The organism is Acinetobacter sp. SFA (genome assembly GCF_001647535.1).
GTDB lineage: Bacteria > Pseudomonadota > Gammaproteobacteria > Pseudomonadales > Moraxellaceae > Acinetobacter > Acinetobacter pecorum.
The window spans coordinates 99,170-116,922 of sequence record NZ_LSZI01000001.1 but is presented as its reverse complement, the minus strand read 5'-3'; the positions used below and the strand labels follow the sequence as shown (position 1 = coordinate 116,922).

Annotated in this window: 18 protein-coding genes; 11 read left to right on the top strand and 7 right to left on the bottom strand. The window is 42.5% G+C overall.

Features of this window, described 5'->3' with window-relative positions:
• Positions 1-115 precede the first annotated feature (115 nt).
• The 5 genes from hemE to AY607_RS00530 all read left to right on the top strand — a co-directional run bounded on the left by hemE (position 116) and on the right by AY607_RS00530 (position 6,176).
• Complete coding sequence (hemE, locus tag AY607_RS00550) at positions 116-1,186, top strand: uroporphyrinogen decarboxylase (RefSeq protein ID WP_064101427.1); 1,071 nt, start codon at positions 116-118, stop codon at positions 1,184-1,186.
• A 10-nt stretch (positions 1,187-1,196) separates the two neighbouring features.
• Positions 1,197-2,000, top strand: coding sequence for a DUF817 family protein (locus AY607_RS00545; protein WP_064101426.1), 804 nt, complete (start codon positions 1,197-1,199; stop codon positions 1,998-2,000).
• Positions 2,001-2,143: 143 nt separating this feature from the next.
• Complete coding sequence (locus AY607_RS00540) at positions 2,144-2,614, top strand: DUF3015 family protein (RefSeq protein ID WP_064095543.1); 471 nt, start codon at positions 2,144-2,146, stop codon at positions 2,612-2,614.
• Positions 2,615-2,691: 77 nt separating this feature from the next.
• On the top strand, positions 2,692-4,578 hold the full coding sequence (locus AY607_RS00535; RefSeq protein WP_064101425.1) for a DUF4105 domain-containing protein: 1,887 nt from the start codon (positions 2,692-2,694) through the stop codon (positions 4,576-4,578).
• A 200-nt stretch (positions 4,579-4,778) separates the two neighbouring features.
• Entirely contained in the window at positions 4,779-6,176 is a 1,398-nt protein-coding gene (locus tag AY607_RS00530; protein ID WP_064101424.1) for a diguanylate cyclase, read from the top strand.
• A gap of 11 nt (positions 6,177-6,187) precedes the next feature.
• Here the strand turns inward: AY607_RS00530 and AY607_RS00525 are convergent, their stop codons facing one another.
• The 4 genes from AY607_RS00525 to AY607_RS00510 form a co-directional block, all read right to left on the bottom strand.
• Positions 6,188-6,745, bottom strand: a complete 558-nt coding sequence (locus AY607_RS00525; protein ID WP_064101423.1) for a DUF4385 domain-containing protein — start codon at positions 6,743-6,745, stop codon at positions 6,188-6,190.
• Between the two features lie 300 nt (positions 6,746-7,045).
• On the bottom strand, positions 7,046-7,405 hold the full coding sequence (locus AY607_RS00520) for a cupin domain-containing protein (protein ID WP_064101422.1): 360 nt from the start codon (positions 7,403-7,405) through the stop codon (positions 7,046-7,048).
• A gap of 61 nt (positions 7,406-7,466) precedes the next feature.
• Complete coding sequence (gene folE / locus AY607_RS00515) at positions 7,467-8,015, bottom strand: GTP cyclohydrolase I FolE (RefSeq protein ID WP_171254931.1); 549 nt, start codon at positions 8,013-8,015, stop codon at positions 7,467-7,469.
• Positions 8,016-8,108: 93 nt separating this feature from the next.
• Entirely contained in the window at positions 8,109-8,786 is a 678-nt protein-coding gene (locus AY607_RS00510) for a Smr/MutS family protein (protein ID WP_064095537.1), read from the bottom strand.
• 256 nt (positions 8,787-9,042) lie between these two features.
• Between AY607_RS00510 and AY607_RS00505 the strand changes: the two genes are divergently transcribed.
• Positions 9,043-9,471: a GFA family protein gene (locus AY607_RS00505; RefSeq protein ID WP_064101421.1), complete on the top strand. Its 429-nt coding sequence runs from the start codon at positions 9,043-9,045 to the stop codon at positions 9,469-9,471.
• 410 nt (positions 9,472-9,881) lie between these two features.
• On the opposite strand, the gene trpC is transcribed toward AY607_RS00505, so the two are convergent.
• Genes trpC through AY607_RS00485 form a run of 3 tightly spaced genes read right to left on the bottom strand, consistent with a single transcriptional unit; the run spans position 9,882 to position 12,349 of the window.
• Complete coding sequence (gene trpC / locus AY607_RS00495) at positions 9,882-10,688, bottom strand: indole-3-glycerol phosphate synthase TrpC (protein WP_064101419.1); 807 nt, start codon at positions 10,686-10,688, stop codon at positions 9,882-9,884.
• Positions 10,689-10,708: 20 nt separating this feature from the next.
• Positions 10,709-11,755 carry an anthranilate phosphoribosyltransferase gene (trpD, locus tag AY607_RS00490; RefSeq protein WP_064101418.1) on the bottom strand — a complete coding sequence of 349 codons (1,047 nt, stop codon included), beginning with the start codon at positions 11,753-11,755 and terminating at the stop codon, positions 10,709-10,711.
• A gap of 9 nt (positions 11,756-11,764) precedes the next feature.
• Positions 11,765-12,349, bottom strand: coding sequence for an anthranilate synthase component II (locus AY607_RS00485; RefSeq protein WP_064095532.1), 585 nt, complete (start codon positions 12,347-12,349; stop codon positions 11,765-11,767).
• A gap of 813 nt (positions 12,350-13,162) precedes the next feature.
• On the opposite strand from AY607_RS00485, the gene glnA reads away from it, so the two are divergent.
• The 5 genes from glnA (at position 13,163) to AY607_RS00460 (ending at position 17,656) form a co-directional block, all read left to right on the top strand.
• Complete coding sequence (gene glnA, locus AY607_RS00480; protein ID WP_171254921.1) at positions 13,163-14,578, top strand: type I glutamate--ammonia ligase; 1,416 nt, start codon at positions 13,163-13,165, stop codon at positions 14,576-14,578.
• Between the two features lie 90 nt (positions 14,579-14,668).
• Entirely contained in the window at positions 14,669-14,944 is a 276-nt protein-coding gene (locus AY607_RS00475; RefSeq protein WP_064101417.1) for a hypothetical protein, read from the top strand.
• Positions 14,945-14,946: 2 nt separating this feature from the next.
• Entirely contained in the window at positions 14,947-15,453 is a 507-nt protein-coding gene (locus AY607_RS00470) for a chorismate--pyruvate lyase family protein (protein WP_064101416.1), read from the top strand.
• Between the two features lie 5 nt (positions 15,454-15,458).
• A complete protein-coding gene (ubiA, locus tag AY607_RS00465; protein WP_064101415.1) occupies positions 15,459-16,340 on the top strand; it encodes a 4-hydroxybenzoate octaprenyltransferase in 882 nt (293 codons plus the stop codon).
• A gap of 110 nt (positions 16,341-16,450) precedes the next feature.
• Positions 16,451-17,656, top strand: a complete 1,206-nt coding sequence (locus AY607_RS00460) for an alpha/beta hydrolase family protein (RefSeq protein ID WP_064101414.1) — start codon at positions 16,451-16,453, stop codon at positions 17,654-17,656.
• The last annotated feature ends 97 nt before the right edge of the window (positions 17,657-17,753 follow it).

Below are 17,753 nucleotides of genomic sequence, written 5' to 3'. Positions count from 1 at the left end.
TAATTGATCACATTTGATCACGACACATGATCGATTTTAAAAGTCGGCAGAAGTTATTAAAACTGTAGCCTTTTTGCTATGATGTCGGCAATGTCAAAGAAAGATGGGAATGTGAATGACGACCTTAAAAAATGATCGTTTTCTGCGCGCACTGTTGCGTGAGCCTGTAGATGCTACACCCGTATGGATGATGCGTCAGGCTGGCCGTTATTTACCAGAATATCGTGAAACACGTGCCAAAGCTGGAGATTTCCTGTCTCTTTGCAAAAATACAGAATTTGCCTGTGAAGTGACCTTGCAGCCTTTGCGCCGTTATGATCTGGATGCTGCGATTTTATTCTCGGATATCCTGACAGTGCCAGACGCTCTGGGATTGGGACTGTATTTTGAAGCTGGTGAAGGTCCTAAGTTTCATAAAACTGTACGTACCGAGCAGGATGTGGCAAACCTGCCTGCATTTAATGCCAAGTCGGATCTGGATTATGTAATGAACGCAGTTTCGACCATTCGTTCAGCCTTGGGTGGTCAGGTGCCTCTGATTGGTTTCTCGGGAAGCCCTTGGACTTTAGCGACATATATGGTCGAAGGCGGTTCAAGCAAAGATTTCCGGTTTACCAAACAGATGATGTATGAACAGCCTGAAGTTTTACATGCTTTACTGGACCGTCTGGCTGATGCAGTGACTGAATATTTGAATGCGCAGATTGATGCGGGAGCACAAGCGGTACAGATCTTTGATAGTTGGGGTGGGGCATTAGCGCATCGTGAATATATTGAGTTCTCGCTGAACTATATGCAGAAGATTGTCGCTGGCCTGCAACGTGAGAAAGACGGTCGCAAGATTCCGGTGATTCTGTTTACTAAAGGTGGTGGTCAGTGGCTGGAACCGATGGTTACCACAGGTGCAGATGCATTTGGACTGGACTGGACGACACCATTGAATGTTGCGCGTCAGACCATTGCTGGACGTGCAGCACTTCAGGGCAATCTGGATCCTGCCACTTTATATGGTTCATCAGAAACCATCATGAAAGCGACCAAAGCCATGCTGGACGATGCCTATGCCAATGGGGAAAAAAGCGGTTATGTCGCCAATCTGGGGCATGGTATTACCCAATGGGTCGATCCGGCCAAGCCTAAGGCATTTATTGATACCGTACATGAGTACAGCGCTAAATATCTCTAGGATGTGAACTTTGATTGACCTACTTAAATCAGGGTTTGAATTTACCTATAAGGCAGCTTCGGCTGCCTTATTTGGGATTTTACTCCTGCTGGCTTTTGCGCTGACCGCTTCTATGGGTAGTGATCGTTTTTTTGGTTTTTACCGCTATGACTATTTACTGTTTTTTGCCCTGATCATTCAGGTATTGCTGCTCTATACCAAACTTGAATCATGGGCTGAAGCTAAAGTCATTGCCCTGTTTCATCTCATGGCCATGGTCATGGAAATTTTTCTGACCCATCCAGCAATTGCATCCTGGCATTACCCTCAACCTGCAGTCTTTAAAATTATGACTGTGCCTTTATTTGCCGGTTTTATGTATTCTGCGGTTGGCAGTTTTTTTGCCCGTTCTTTGCGCATATATCAGGTGTCATTCGAAAAGTTACCGCGTTTTAGTCATATGTTGGCTCTGGCAGTCTTGTCTTATATCAACTTTATGAGCAAGTTTTTTATTCCCGACTATCGGGTGATTTTATTTGTCTGGAGCGTGGCCATGTTCTGGAAAACCAAAATCCGCTTTCAGCTGAATCAGCATGCTTTTCAGTTGCCGATGCTACCGGTACTGCTGATTCTGGCATTTGTTATTTGGATTGCCGAGAACATCAGCACCTTTTACCAGATCTGGCTCTATCCAAGCCAGGTAGAAAAATGGCATATGGTGGGGTGGGGCAAACTCGGGTCTTGGTATCTGTTGTTATTGCTGAGTCTGGTGTTGGTATTGAAAATCTTGGGACAGCGTAATTCACAAGGCAATTGGACACTTAAAGTGCAGTAAAATTATTCAGGTTATGTTTATGTAAAGCATGTATTTTTTCGATTGCACCAAACTTGACTTATCGCTACTCTGCTCAGTATGTAATTTAAATTACATAATTAGAGTAATAACAAAGATTGCATGAGAATAATCGGAGAATAAGTATGTTGAAAAAAATTATGCTCGCTGTGGTTTTGGCAACGGGTTCTGGTATGGCGATGGCGGATAACGATGTCGGTTGTGGTATCGGTAGTCAGGTGTGGGCGGGCCAGTCAGGCATTATTCCTAAGCTACTTGCAGGTACGACTAACGTTCTGTTTACGAATCAGTGGCTCGGGATTACTTTTGGTACTCTAGGATGTAGCCAGGGTGGTACTGTAACTGCTCAAGTGGTGACCTTTACCAATGAAAATGCTGAAGCACTGGCACGTGATATGGCGGTTGGCGAAGGTGAAAGCCTGAATGTACTGGCGGAACTACTTAATATCAAGTCTGAAGATAAAGCACGTTTCTTTAGCGTTTCCAAGCAAAATTTTTCTGAAATCTATTCTGCACACAACCAGAATACCTTACAGGTTTTAAACACCTTACAAACTGTGATGGCCAAAGATGAAGTCTTAAAAGCTTACATCTGATTCATACCATAAAAACCCTGCTGTTCTGGCAGGGTTTTCTTATGATTAAAAGAAATTGATGAGAATAAGTTAACTGAATGAAATATGCGTTCTTTGTGCTGGGCCTCACATTCAGCCCTTTAAGTTTTTCCAGTGAAATTAATTCAGACATCCAGCATTATCTGGTTCAGGCCGAAACACAGCATCTGGACCAAAGCACTACCTGGCAACGTCTGATGTATGCCAATCCCAAAGGTCATAGCGAAGTAAGCTACTCAGGATATTTTCTGGCAGAACAGGGAAAAACCGATTTAAAAAAGGAAATGCAACATAACATTCAGGCTTTATTTTTGAGTGCAGAACCGAATCAGTCCGTGCGCTGTAAGTTTCCGGCACGAAGCAGCTGGTTAATGCAGCAACTGGATATTTCTGAACAGCAATTGCCTGCGGTCAGCTGTCCGGATTTGGAGAAATGGCTAGGCGAAGTCAAGCCTTATCAGGCGACCCTGATTTATGCCACGGATTTCATGGGCAATCCCAGCTCCATGTTTGGTCATACCTTGTTGCGTCTGGACCCTAAAGACCAGCAACAACTTAATCTGATTTCTTATGCCGTCAACTATGCTGCAACGGTTAATAGCAATGATAACTGGTCCTTTGCCTGGAAAGGACTAACCGGACAATATCCGGGTGAATATTCACTGATGCCGTATTACCGCAAGGTCAAAGAGTATGGTGACTTCGAAAGCCGGGATTTATGGGAATACGAATTAAACTTAAGCCCGCAAGAAACCAGATTTCTGGTACAGCATCTTTGGGAAATGCAAAATGTAAGTTTCCCTTATTATTTTATCAACGATAATTGCTCCTATCGTTTACTCGGGTTGTTTGATCTGGTTCGTCCCGAGTTAAATCTACAGAAACAGTTTAATTCGACTGCAATTCCGATTGAAACGCTGAAAGTCGTAGAACAGCAGGGCTTGGTTAAGCAGAAAGTTTATCGTCCGGCGCTTGAGACTCAATTGTTGGCTCAGTCCAGACAGCATGGCAAAGCGCTGGCAAAAAGTGCACATCAGTTAGCTTATGCAGAAGCAGACATAATGCCTTCAATCTTGCAAGATTATCCGGCAGAGGATCAGGCCAAAATTCTGGAAATGGCCTATGATCATTTATATCTGGATTTCCTCCGGCAGAAAGTCGATGAATCATTTTCCCAGCCACGTTTCCGCAAGCTATTGGGTTTAAGAAGTCAGCTAAATGTCGAGAAACAGCGTAAAGCGCCGGAACGTCCAAAAATAGATCCGGTACAAAGCCATCATGCACGCAATATCAGTATTCAGGCCGGACAGGTTCAGGGTGAATCTTTTGTCCAGCTTGGCCATCGGCAGGCCTATCACGATCTCGTCGACCCGCAAGGCGGTTTTCGAACCGGCACACAACTGCTGTTTCTAGATGGGGCTTTGCAATATCGTGACAGTGAACTCAAACTGGAGCATCTGGATCTATTGACTGTCAACTCCTATAACCCGGTCAATCCGTTTAATACACCATTATCTTGGGGTTTTAATCTGGGTTGGCAACAGGAAGCACTGGATGCGCATGGCCGATTTAGTGAAAATGCGCAACATGGCGTTACCAGCTTAAAATCTCAGGTTGGCTATAGCTGGGCAAATGCCAGCCGTGAACATCTATGTTATGCACAAATGCAAACTCAGCTACAGGCCGGCAAGGCACTCGATCAGGGCTGGCGCATAGGTGCTGGCCCCACCGTGGGTTGTCAGAATATCTGGAGCGATCAGATTAACAGTCTGGTACAGGTAGAGCTGCCGTATTGGGAGGATTCGCATCACTGGCACCTGAAATTGAATACCCAGCTCCAATATGCATTCAATCCACAACATGCGCTTCGGCTGTCTTGGACGTATCAGCAACAGCAATCCAAAGACTGGGATCAATGGAGCCTTGGCTTGATACGGTTTTTTTAAAATGGGTTAAAATAGATTTAAACTATTCATCAATCCTTGGTTCTCCATAAGGCTGTCTTTCCGTTTGCCCTTATCTTGTATAGAGAGTGGCTTGGTCTGATACAAATAATCTGATCAATATTTTAGGAAAAATACCTGATATTTGTTATATTTATCACATAATGTGAGTGCAAATTTCAGAGTTTTGGGGAACAGGCAGTATGGATAATGAATGCATGGCAAGGTTGGCCGAGCAGTGGAAACAGATCTGTCAAAATTATTCATCAGATAATTTATTGCATGCCTTTCAGTTTATTCAAGACCATTCCCTGATTCTGGTTGAAGAGTTCTATAAAAACATGCTTATCGAAAAGGAATCTGCAGAATTCTTTTCCGATGACCTGATTCAGAAGCGCTTGCGTGACACCTTGAATGCCTGGTTACTTGAAAGCTTTAGTGTAGGAATTAATAAACGTTATGCTGATGCCGTACAGAAACAGGCATTGGTGGGGCATGTGCATGCACGTGTCGGGATTCCATCCTGGTTGATCATGCGTGGTGTACGTGAAATTGAACGTAAAATGTTTGAACTGCTGGATGAGAATCCTGACCAGGGTGTGTTGACCACCTGCAGTTATATTATCCAAATTATGGGCTTTGCCACAGAAATAATGTGCCGATCCTATGAAGCCAAAACAGCCCTGAACCAGGAAATCAAACACAGCTATCGTGTTTTTTCAGCAATGCAGGATGTGGCCGTACAAAAAGATAAACAGCGCAGCTCGCTGCTGGACTGGGAAAATGAACTCATGTTCAAGGTCTTTTCCGAGCATGAGAAATTCAATCATCCGATGCTATCCAAGTCGGAGTTCGGTTTATGGTTTGTCCATAAAGCCTCTTATGCTTTTACCGGTTCTGATCAGGTCGATTTAATCATTGAGCGGATTTATCAGGTTGATGAACTCAATCAAGATATTATGAACTGTACGGATAAGAATAATATGCTGGGGTTGATCCAGAAAATCCGGAATCTGAATCGTGAAATTCAGCTACTGGTAGATCAGTTATTTCAGGTAGCCGAGTATATTGAATCAGGCAATGACTCCTTGACTCAATTACTGAATCGTCGTTATTTGAATACGATTATTTCACGTGAAATCACTTTTTCTCGCAAGAATCATACCCCCTTGTCTTTGCTTGCCATTGATGCCGACTATTTCAAAAGTATCAATGACAAATTCGGGCATGCTGCAGGTGACTTGGCCTTGAAGTTTCTGGCCGAAGGCTTGCAAAAATACAGTCAGGGCAGTGATTATGTTTTCCGGATCGGCGGTGAAGAATTTTTGCTGTTACTGGTGGATACTGATGAAAAACGCGCCCTGAATATTGCAGAAAGTATTCGTAAATATATTGAAAATGGCATGATTAATTCGGTACAAGGCCATCAATTTAAATTTACTGTCAGTATTGGGTGTGCCCTCTATGATGGACATCCGGATTATCAGCGCTTCCTGAACGCAGCAGATTCTGCCTTGTATATGGCGAAGAATAACGGGCGTAACAGAGTCTATATGGCTCATCAGTCCGTAAAGCCGGCCGTACAGCCACTTTCAGTCTAAATTATATGCATTTATCCAGTTAGAGACTGCTGTTGTAAAAAATCCTGAAATTTCTGTTTTTGCTCAAGATATGCCGGATGGGTTTTGGCTTCATCCCATTTCTGTTTAAAAATTTCGGCAGCAGCGGCTTTAACCGGATCTTCCTGATAGCGTGGCAGCTCTGAACGGCCATGTGCGCCACTCAAGCCTTTTTTATCTTCTGGAACAGGACCATCGTATTTTTTGCCACCTTTATGGTTGGCATAACGACGCGCACGGGTAAAACCCATCTGTAAAAACTTGCGTGCCATGTCTGCCCCGATAAAATCTTCTTGTTTCAAATATTCTAGGAAAAGCTGGTAGATCTTGTCACTGCTGGCTTGGGCTTTGTCTGCATCGGCAAAGCGCCAGTGCGGCAGGATTTCCGATTTGTAAGGTTCAACCAGTAACACGCCTTGTTCACCACGGCCAATCCGGTACAGTTCTGGTCGTTTGCGAAAATTAATTTTTTTAAAGTCCAGGCTATAGTCAAAACTGTTTGAATAAACACGTGAAGTGCGTTTAGGAGGAGCAGGCTGCTTTTTGCTCATGGCGAGTTCCAGTATTTGCATACCTGAATCATGCAATCATCTAACAGCAAGATCTGTATTTAAACATGACAGAAAATGTAGTTTAGAAATTCGCAATAGAGGATATGAAACGACTTATTTTCATTTTTTTATTTATAGAAGTAAAAGGGAGATTCAGATCATATGCTGAGAAGGTTTTTAGCTAAACAAGCGTTATAGAAAGAATTTCAAAAATGAGAAAGTCTAAAGAATATTAAAATAGTTAAGGAGTTTATTACGAAATTTCTTCACCGTTGAGGAAAATAAAGTGCGAAAAGCCTTTTAACATTCCACTACCACATAATACTTTTTAACAGCTTCAATCACTTCAAAAGTACCAATAAAACCAGGAGGAATAATGCCGGCTTCACCTGCCTTAATTTCAACAAATGACTGTTTTTGGGTATCATGTAAACGTACGATGCCTTCAATGACCTGAAAAAATTCCTGTTTATTCTCGGCAAATACAATATTCCAGGCACCGATTTCACATTGCCAGATGCCGCAGTCCATATGAGGATGCTGATAGGCACTCTGAGTCAGGCGTTGAGGATTGGCTTTGACCAGACGATCTGGTCGTGGATAATCGACACTTTCCTTAGCCTGACTTAAACCCTGACCCGCAATCCAGATAGATGACATTGGTAGCCTCGTTGTGATAAAAAAGCCCCAATATCAATTGAGGCTTCCATTTATGAATTTATTAGAAATTTTCTGGAACTGCACTTAAAAATTCACGACGTGTTTCTTTATCGGTTTTAAAATCCCCAATAAACGATACCGTACGAGTAGTTGATTCCTGCTTGCCTACACCACGCATCATCATACACATATGTGCAGAATCAATCATGACTGCAACACCGCGTGCTTTGGTGACTTCAGCCACTGCTTCTGCAATTTGCTGGGTCAGATTTTCCTGGATTTGCAAACGGCGCGCAAACATTTCTGTAATGCGGGCAAATTTGGATAAACCTAAAACATGACCTTCCGGTAAATAGGCGATATGCACGCGGCCATAAAATGGCAGTAAGTGATGTTCACAGAGCGAATAAAATTCGATGTTTTTGACCAGTACCATTTCACGGTTATCAGAAGGGAAGACCGCCTTGTTGGTTACTTCCTCAAGTGTCTGGCTATAACCCGATGTTAAATATGAAAATGCTTTCGCAGCGCGCACTGGCGTATCTTTGAGACCAGGGCGATTGAGATCTTCGCCAACGGCAGTAAGAATGTTTGCGTAGGATTGCTGCATAGTCATATGACGTATTCACTTAAACTGAGAATGAACAAGGACGGCATTGTAGCAGAAAACTTTTACAATGCCTTGTTTTGGAGCTAAAACCGTTTATTGTTTGAACTTTGGATTCTTTTCCGCACGTTTCAGCAGAACCAGTACCGCACCAGTACCGCCCTGTTTTTCAGGGGCACTGACAAAGGCCAAAACGTCACGATGCTGACGCAGCCAGCCGTTGACATAGGTTTTTAAAATCGCTTCTGGGCCTTTGCCATGTACGATCTTAATCACGTTTTGATTTTCATCTTTGGCGATCTGGATAATCTGCAGCACAGCTTGTCGCGCTTCTTCTACGGTACAGCCATGCAGATCCACAGCTTCAAACCAGCGCAAGTTACCGGCTTTTAAGTCTTCAAAAACTTTATGTTGCAAGGTGGCAATACGATAGCTCAAGTTGGCCTGACTACCGACTGGATTCAGCATGGCTTGAGTATCTGAAAGAACGGTTTCATCGGTGTGCATTGGCCCTTCGGCAGCGGCACGCTTTGCCAGAATTTGTGCATCCGGCTTTTTCTTGGCAGATTTTTCAATTTTGGCAGTATTGCCGGCATCGATTTTTTGTACACCTTGCATTTGTTTACGAAACAGGTCGAGGTCTTCAGCCTGTTCTTGCTCCGCTGTTTTCACGACAGGGGCAACAGGTTCAGCCTTAGGCTGACTAATTTGCTTTTTTAAATCTTTCAGTAAGTTGTACTGATCTTTAGAAAGCGAAGAATCATGTTTGCTCATAATCTGAAAATGGGGAGAGAAACGGAATTTAATAGAATTATAGTCTTAAATGGCTGAAAGGAGAAATGAAATGCGTTTATAACCACATAATATAAAAATTGGACTTTAAAATAGCGGCACATTTTTACAATCAAAAAACCGAATCCGCTGTAAATAAAAGATGTTTCGTGATTTTTCTGATTTGATCACTTAAATAGTTGCTTCTATGGAATATCTCTTTTTTAAATATAAGATCATATAATCGCGAAAATAAAAAATGAATTATTCAGGCAGCTGTTTATGCGGCAATGTAAAATTTAGGGTTAATACAGACATTCATAGCATGTATCACTGTCATTGCAGTTTGTGTCGGAAACAGAGTGGTACGGCCGCCAATGCAGCCACTTTAATCAATCAGCAATATTTTGAATGGACGTCAGTCACGTCCTCAATATCCTGTTATCAAAAAGAGACTGGCTTTCGCTCCCATTTTTGTCAGCGCTGTGGCTCACCCGTTCCCAATCAAGTGGGCACAACTGCATTGATATGGATTCCTTTAGGGTTGTTAGATAATGCACCAAAGATTCAGCAAAAATTAAGTTTTTGCCTGAGCTCTAAAATTACTTGGGCAGACGAAATCAAGGTGAATCAAAGCTATACTGAACTGCCGGAGTTTGAAGAACTGCTATCTTATTTTGATCAGTAAAATGAAGTTTTCAGATATAGAAATGCATAAGTCCGATATATACTCTTAATAAAAAGGAAATGAGGATATGTGGCATCTTCAATATTTTTATAACTTGAGTATTGTCGGATTATTTTCGCTCATTTTATTCGATATCCAGTCAGTAAAATTATTCAGTCCAACATTGATTATTTTTATGTTCGCTGCAATGTTTGCAGGATTATATTTTAAGACCAAGGCTCAAAGTGCAGGGGCTCGTTTCGAGGCAGTACTTTGTCAATCTTCGCCTGTTTTATTTCCACTCTCTTTAGTTCTGCTTAAAACAATTGCAATGTAATTTGAGTTTATCTGCTGTGAAACTTTGCTGAATAAAATTAAAAAGCCCAATTCTGAGATTGGGCTTTTTTAATGCTTAGGTGAGCATTTACATTTTAAACCGCTTCAGGCTCACCAAACAGATCGCGGAAAGCATGATCCGGACGTGGCTGTTTCATGAAGCTTTCGCCGACCAAGAAGGCGTGAATATCATTTTCCTGCATCATGGCCACATCGGCAGGAGTTGCAATACCGCTTTCAGTCACTAGCAGGCGTGAAGGGTCCAGTAATTTTTTCAAACGTAATGATGTATTTAAATCGACATCAAAGGTTTTTAAATTACGGTTATTCACGCCGAGCAGACAACGATCAGAAAGCTTTAAAGCACGTGATAGTTCTTCTTCATCGTGAACTTCAACCAGTACATCCAGATGATGTTCAAATGCAGTTTTAGACATTTCTTCTAACTGCTGGTCAGACAGGCAAGCCACAATCAGCAAGATACAGTCTGCATGCAGGGCACGTGCTTCGATGACCCCATAAGGGTCGATCAGAAAGTCTTTGCGCAGTGCAGGCAGGTCACAATGTGAACGGGCAATCTGAATATTGTCATCATGACCCTGGAAAAAGTCTACATCGGTCAGCACCGATAAACAGGCTGCGCCTGCATCCTGATACTGTGCCGCAATTTCCGCAGGGTTGAAGTTCTCGCGAATAATCCCTTTGGATGGCGAAGCTTTTTTAATTTCAGCAATCACACCAAGACGTTTCGACATTAAAGACTGTGCAAAACCACGTACAGGTGATGCACCCTGAGCCAGTTCCTCCAGATCTTTATAGCTTTTCTGCTTTAAACGTAGGGCAAATTCTTCTTTTTTACGGTCAACAATCTTGCCTAAAATTGTGTTTGCGATATCCACCATGATCAAAATTCCTGACCGAATTAAGCTTCGTAATGTTTAATGGTTTTGGTAAATTCAGACAGCACACTCATTTTTTCAAGTGCCTGACCGCCGTAAATAATGTCATGTGCCAGCGCAACACCTTGCTTATAGCTGCTGGTTAAACCGGAGACATAAATACCCGCGCCGGCATTCAGCGCGATCATGTTGGCGGCTTTATCACCGATGTCTGATTTTTTCTTGCCCAGTGCATCTTTGATTAAAGCCAGACTTTGCGCAGAATCTTCCACAATCAGTCCGGTCAGAGTTTGCGATTCAATATCGACCGATTCAGGCGTGATTTCCCATTCCGTGACTTCGCCATTTTTCAGTTCAGCGACATGAGTTGAAGAGGCAATACTGATTTCATCCAGACCATCACGTGAATGTACTACCATCACATGTTCAGCACCGAGCTGTTTCATGACTTCGGCAATAGGGCGGCAGAGTTCATTGGAAAATACCCCAATGACTAAACGATTTACTCCGGCCGGATTCGTAAGCGGGCCAAGTAAGTTGAAAATGCTGCGAATCCCTAATTCTTTGCGTGGGCCGATTGCATATTTCATCGCTTGATGATGATTGGGTGCAAACAGGAAACCGACACCGACATCACGGATACAGCGCTCGGTCTGCTGCATATTCAGGTCCAGATTAATCCCGGCCTGTTCCAGTAAATCTGACGAACCTGATTTGGTCGAAACGCCGCGGTTACCATGTTTGGCAATGGTTGCGCCCGCTGCTGCAATTACAAATGCGGAAGCAGTAGAGACATTAAACAGGTTCTGGCCATCACCGCCTGTGCCGACGATATCGACCAGATAGGGAATGTCACTGACATCAATTTTGGTGGCAAGTTCACGCATGACACGTGCAGCTGCGGTAATCTCATCAATGCTTTCGCCTTTAAGGCGTAAGCCCATCAGCAGGGCACCAATCTGGGCATCGGTTGCTTCACCTGACATGATGGCACGCATCACGTCTTGCATTTGATCCTGAGTCAGGTGAATGTTTTTAGTAATATTACTTAAAGCTTGTTGAATATTCATAAGGTGTTCTTAGGCATAAATTTCGAGAAAGTTTTTAAAGATTTGATGACCATGCTGGCTCAGAATCGATTCAGGATGGAACTGCACGCCTTCGACCGGCAATGTCTTATGTTTCACACCCATAATTTCTTCCATAGAGCCATCCGCTTCATTGGTCCAGCAGGTGACTTCCAGACATTCAGGCAAGGTAGCTTGATCAATCACCAGTGAATGATAGCGCGTTGCAGGAAATGGAGAAGGAAGATTGCTGAAAATCCCGGTATTACTGTGGTACATATCAGACAGACGGCCATGCATCACACGTTTGGCACGCACGATATCGCCGCCAAATGCCTGACCAATACTCTGGTGACCAAGACAAACGCCCAGTAAGGGAATTTTACCAGCAAAATGCTGAATTGCAGGAATAGAAATTCCTGCTTCACTTGGCGAGCACGGTCCAGGACCAATCACTAAATACTTGGGTTGCCATCGCTCTATATCTTCCAATGTCACGGCATCATTACGGACTACTTTTACTTCTTGATTCAGTTCGCCAAAATATTGGACGATGTTATAAGTAAAGGAGTCATAGTTGTCGACCATTAAAAGCATGAGCTTAACCTATTGAAATTAATGCACTTAACTGTGCTAAAGTTGTCCCGATCGTACTTTAATTCGCGCTTATTGCAAGCACTTGGGTAACACAACTAAATCATTGATTTCATTGTGTGAAAATAAAGCACGCTTCATCATAGCAAAAAATAGCCATATTCGGCGCAACAATTTCATCAAATTTGATGGCTTAAGAAGCCGATCTAAACAGAATGGAAATTATTGAATCATTATTTTAAGTAATAGACTTACCATTAGAAAGTTATAAGTATGATTAGTTTTAGAGTAGAACTTAAAAATTAAAAAGAAAGTTAAAAAAAGATTAAAATTTTTTGGTGAAAAAAACATCACTTGAATCAGACCGCGTGATATAAAATTTTATTTCAAAAGTATAGTTAAAGAAAATGCCTCAAAATAATCAGGTGATCCTAAGTCAATCCGGAAGTTTTCTTTACTGATATCTCATAAAAAATGCTTAATTCTTAGCTAAAACTAAATAAAAACTAAACAAAAGTTGAAAAAAGCAGCATATCCACTATAAAAAATTATGTTTCTAATACATTTTTATTCACCACTGCACTATTTAGGTGCGCTAAAAAATAAAGCTGAAATAAAATAAATGAAGAATGCTTGAATATAGTGCATTTAGTTTTGCAGCTAGTATAATAGCCGCAAAGTATTTTTATTAATTCATGAATTCTTATAAAGAATTCAAGATTTTATCTATACTTTTAAAAGTTGGTATGGTAATTGCTTAATAACTATCAACTGCTAACACGCACTTCACGGGTGCAACAAAAACATCGGAGCAAAATGAGCATGGCGAACAAGGTCCTTCAACTCATACAAGAAAGTGGCGCAAAATGGGTCGATTTTCGCTTTACTGATACCAAGGGTAAAGAGCAACACGTTACTTATCCAGCAGACAGTATTGATGAAGATACATTTGAAGACGGCAAAATGTTTGACGGTTCTTCAATTGCAGGTTGGAAAGGCATCGAAGCATCGGACATGATTTTACGTCCGGACGCGGAAACTGGTTTTATCGACCCGTTCTTTGCAGAGCCAACAGTTGTTGTAACTTGTGACGTAATCGAGCCATCTACTGGTCAAGGTTATGATCGTGATCCACGTTCGATTGCGCGCCGTGCAGAAGAATATTTGAAATCTACTGGTATCGGTGATACAGCATTCTTTGGCCCAGAACCAGAATTCTTCGTATTTGACGAAGTAAAATGGGAAATCGACATGTCTGGCGCGCGCCATACATTGATCGCTGAAGAAGCTGCATGGTCAACCAACAAAGACTATGAAGGCGGCAACTCTGGTCACCGTCCACGCGTAAAAGGCGGTTACTTCCCAGTTCCTCCTGTAGATTCTTCACATGACATGCGTGCTGATATGTGTGCGCGTATCGAAGACATTATGGGGCCAGGTCGTGTAGAAGTGCATCACCACGAAGTTGCTTCTTGCCAGTTAGAAATTGGTGTGAGCTTCAATACCATGGTGCGTAAAGCAGATGAAGTTCAACAGTTCAAATATGCAGTTTGGAACGTTGCGCATCAATATGCAAAAACTGCAACCTTTATGCCTAAACCAATGGTGGGTGATAACGGTTCTGGTATGCACGTGCATATGTCGATCTCTAAAGACGGCAAAAACCTGTTTGCTGGTGATGAATATGCAGGCCTTTCAGAAATGGCGTTGTACTTCATCGGTGGTGTAATTAAACATGCCCGTTCTTTGAATGCGATCACTAATCCTTCTACAAACTCGTACAAGCGTTTGGTTCCACATTTCGAAGCACCGATTATGCTTGCTTACTCAGCGCGTAACCGTTCTGCGTCTATCCGTATTCCTTACGTGTCGAGCCCGAAAGGCAAGCGTATTGAAGCGCGTTTCCCAGATCCAATGATGAACCCGTACTTAGGTTTCGCAGCATTGCTAATGGCGGGTATCGATGGTATTCAAAACAAGATTCATCCAGGTGAAGCTGCTGACAAGAACTTGTATGATCTTCCACCGGAAGAAGAAGCAAAAATCCCTACAGTGGCGCACAGCCTGGATATGGCTCTTGATGCGCTTAAAGCGGACCAAGATTACCTGCTTAAAGGTGGTGTGTTCACCAAAGAAATGCTTGATGCATACATTGAGCTTAAAACTGAAGAAGTTCGTCGCCTGAACACGACTACTCATCCAGTTGAATTTGAAATGTACTACAGCTTGTAATTCATTCCGAATTAAAGTGAAGAAAACCCGCGCATGTCGCGGGTTTTTTTGTATCATCTATTTATAATTTTAAATGATTGATGGGTTTAAATGGCACAACGTAAAAAGCACACCAGCTTTTATCCATGGATTGATCCAAAAGATCATGACAAAGGTTTCAAACTGAATTTCTCTGAAGTGACTTATGTTGAAGTGGGGCGGACTCCCGAGGGTTATAAGCAGGCTCAATTTGTGGGGCTGAAAAATCCAGAAATGGCGCTGGATTATGCTTATCCCGATTCATTTTATTTGAGTGCTGAAGGTTTTATTTTAATTAAGACTCCGCAAGGCAAATATGAAATCATTGCAAAAACAGATAACTGTTAACAATGAATAGTCGTTCTAGAAAACAAAATCCGCGTGTGTTGCTATCAGCTCTGCCGGCTGAGTTAAAACCGTGGCTATATGCCTCAGGTTCGCTTACGCAGCAACTGACCGATTTGGGGCAGGGACAATTTCATGTCGAGCCAATTCAAGAGCATTTTCAGCGTTTAAGCTTTGCCAATGCCAAATGGATGCAGATGTCACCTCAGCATACTTCCTGGGTGCGTGAAAGTTATCTCTATGGTTCGGAACAATCTCCTTGGGTGAAAGCCAAAAGTATTTTTCCAATTTTAAGCCTGCAAAAAAAAGCCCGAATTTTTCAGCATATTGGCACCAAACCGATTGGCTGGTTTCTGTTTCAACGTACCAATCCACTCTGCCAGCGTCGGGTGGTACTTTTAGATGAGGGCTGGACCCGTCAGAGCTGCTATACTTGGCACGGCTGTAAATTTATCGTACAAGAAACATTTTTACCGGCATTTGAACACTTTATACAAAATTCACAGGCTTGATTTTTATGGCAACCGCACAAGCAATCACCTGGCGTGAGCGTCTTAACGCCTATTATTATCTTTGTCGTTTTGATAAACCGATTGGCACTGAACTGGTCTTTTGGCCCACCATGTGGGCGCTGTGGATTGCTGCTCAGGGCATGCCACGCATTGAAATTTTAATTCCCATGATTTTGGGGGTGATTTTTATGCGGGCAGCAGGTTGTGCCATTAATGATTTTGCTGACCGTAAAGTCGATGCACATGTAGAGCGTACTAAAAACCGTCCGTTAGCGACCGGAGTTATCAGTGCCAAAGAAGCCGTGATGGTATTTCTGGTTTTGGTGGCTGCCAGCGCCTGCCTGCTTCTTTTCCTGCCGATTGAAACCTTTTACTGGTCATTCGGGGCTTTATTTTTAGCGTTTATTTATCCTTTTATGAAGCGCTATACCCATTTACCTCAAGTCTTTTTGGGTGCAGCATTTTCCTGGTCGATTCCGATGGCCTATACTGCAGTCGGGCAAACGCCGGATTTAATCTGCTGGCTTCTATATTTTGGTAATCTGGCCTGGACCGTCGCCTATGATACCCAATATGCAATTGCAGATCGTGAATACGATTTGAAAATTGGGGTAAAATCGACAGCGATCTTATTTGGTCAGCACGATATTCAGATCATTAGTGCATTGCAGGTAAGTAGTATTTTATTGATAGGTGCTGCATTATGGCTAGAAAATTTACTGGTTCCATTTGGTCTGGCTGCACTAATTGTTGTTGCTCTTGATTTTATTTACCAATGGTTTAAAACTCGAGATAAAAATCCACAGCTGTGTTTCTGGGCGTTTAGGCATAACCGCTGGATTGGATTCATAATCTTTGCTGGAATTTTTCTGGCTCTTTGGTACTAACCGTCTATCGGCTAATAACAAAAGCGTCCTATAAGGATGCTTTTTTTTATGCTTAATTTTGAGTGATCTCGATAAAAAGAGATAGGGAATAACAATAAAAGGATAGAAATATGCAGAACAGTTATAAGAAATTGATGTTGGGCGTACTGTGTTCTTCGGTACTGTTTTTATCTGCGTGTGGAGATGATGATAACGATAATTTTGTAGGATTTAATCCTGTTCGAACTTATACGGTTGATGAGCAGGTGAAAGCGGTTGTCGGGCGTCATGATATCTTTACTTATCGAATGGAAGGTGTACAGAATCGAGAGATTCGTGCTACTACACTGGTATTTACCCCTAAAGGTACTCCACCTATAGGTGGCTGGCCGATTGTGGTTTGGGCCCATGGTACTACAGGTGGAGCAGATAAGTGTGCACCTTCACGCCTTGCCTTGGATGGACCTGAAAAGGCCTTGGTTATGGGGCTGGTACAACGAGGTTATGCGGTGATTGCCCCAGATTATGAGGGTCTGGGCAATGATAATGAGCCACATCCTTATCTGCATCTGGAAAGTGCTGCCAATTCAATATTATCGGCGATTAGTGAAGCTCAAAAACAGTATGGTGGACTACTGGCCAAAGATTGGGGGGTGATCGGGTGGTCACAGGGCGGACATGCAGCTTTAGCAGCCGCAGAGTTTTATAAGGCTTTACCAAATAATACTTATCGTGGTGCAGTTGCAATTGCCCCAGCTTCTTATCTTAATGATACCTTGGAACAAGGGCTTTTATTTGCTCAAGGTCTGGCTGCTGATGGTAATGTAGCTCAAGCAGTACCAATAGCAGCGACTTTGTATACGTATGCCGCTATTGTCAGTTCAGGAATTAAGGCAGAAAAAACCAACTTTAATTACAATCAGGCCTTTGTTAATGCCAAGGTAGATCTGGCTAGACAGGCTGAAAGTTTATGTTCCCCTGAGCTTGCACAGCGTTTTGGTGCAGATATTCAAACGGCATTACAAAGTGATGTGAATTTCTCGCAATATCAGGCATTACGGGAAAACTTCCTGAGCGACCCTGATATTATGAATTATCTGATAGATAATCAGCCTGCACAAACCCGACTAGACCGTCCAGTTTATATTTTTCAAGGCACCGCAGATACCACAGTACCTTATACCATTACCCAGATCTTATATGATGGTATGCTTGCAGACGGAACTAATGTAGAGTTAATTCCGATCCTAAATGCCACGCACGCTACAGTGGTCACTGAAAATATTCCCGCACTGCTCAATACGGTAGAAGCCGTTATGAATACGCCAGTGTCATAATTAAATAAGAGGGATAAACCCATGCTGGCTTGAAGTCGGCGTGGATTTAAATACTGTTCGGCCTTGAGCTATGACTTTATTTTGTTATATTGGGCAT

Excerpts from the sequence above, each read along its gene's own strand:
- AY607_RS00460 (WP_064101414.1), top strand. The coding sequence starts at position 16,451 with ATGCAGAACAGTTATAAGAAATTGATGTTGGGCGTACTGTGTTCTTCG.
- AY607_RS00520 (WP_064101422.1), bottom strand. The coding sequence starts at position 7,405 with ATGTCATCTATCTGGATTGCGGGTCAGGGTTTAAGTCAGGCTAAGGAA.
- AY607_RS00535 (WP_064101425.1), top strand. The coding sequence starts at position 2,692 with ATGAAATATGCGTTCTTTGTGCTGGGCCTCACATTCAGCCCTTTAAGT.
- AY607_RS00540 (WP_064095543.1), top strand. The coding sequence starts at position 2,144 with ATGTTGAAAAAAATTATGCTCGCTGTGGTTTTGGCAACGGGTTCTGGT.
- glnA (WP_171254921.1), top strand. The coding sequence starts at position 13,163 with ATGAGCATGGCGAACAAGGTCCTTCAACTCATACAAGAAAGTGGCGCA.
- AY607_RS00510 (WP_064095537.1), bottom strand. The coding sequence starts at position 8,786 with ATGAGCAAACATGATTCTTCGCTTTCTAAAGATCAGTACAACTTACTG.
- AY607_RS00530 (WP_064101424.1), top strand. The coding sequence starts at position 4,779 with ATGGATAATGAATGCATGGCAAGGTTGGCCGAGCAGTGGAAACAGATC.
- AY607_RS00475 (WP_064101417.1), top strand. The coding sequence starts at position 14,669 with ATGGCACAACGTAAAAAGCACACCAGCTTTTATCCATGGATTGATCCA.
- folE (WP_171254931.1), bottom strand. The coding sequence starts at position 8,015 with ATGCAGCAATCCTACGCAAACATTCTTACTGCCGTTGGCGAAGATCTC.
- AY607_RS00470 (WP_064101416.1), top strand. The coding sequence starts at position 14,947 with ATGAATAGTCGTTCTAGAAAACAAAATCCGCGTGTGTTGCTATCAGCT.
- trpD (WP_064101418.1), bottom strand. The coding sequence starts at position 11,755 with ATGAATATTCAACAAGCTTTAAGTAATATTACTAAAAACATTCACCTG.
- trpC (WP_064101419.1), bottom strand. The coding sequence starts at position 10,688 with ATGGTGGATATCGCAAACACAATTTTAGGCAAGATTGTTGACCGTAAA.
- AY607_RS00505 (WP_064101421.1), top strand. The coding sequence starts at position 9,043 with ATGAATTATTCAGGCAGCTGTTTATGCGGCAATGTAAAATTTAGGGTT.
- ubiA (WP_064101415.1), top strand. The coding sequence starts at position 15,459 with ATGGCAACCGCACAAGCAATCACCTGGCGTGAGCGTCTTAACGCCTAT.
- AY607_RS00485 (WP_064095532.1), bottom strand. The coding sequence starts at position 12,349 with ATGCTTTTAATGGTCGACAACTATGACTCCTTTACTTATAACATCGTC.
- AY607_RS00525 (WP_064101423.1), bottom strand. The coding sequence starts at position 6,745 with ATGAGCAAAAAGCAGCCTGCTCCTCCTAAACGCACTTCACGTGTTTAT.
- hemE (WP_064101427.1), top strand. The coding sequence starts at position 116 with ATGACGACCTTAAAAAATGATCGTTTTCTGCGCGCACTGTTGCGTGAG.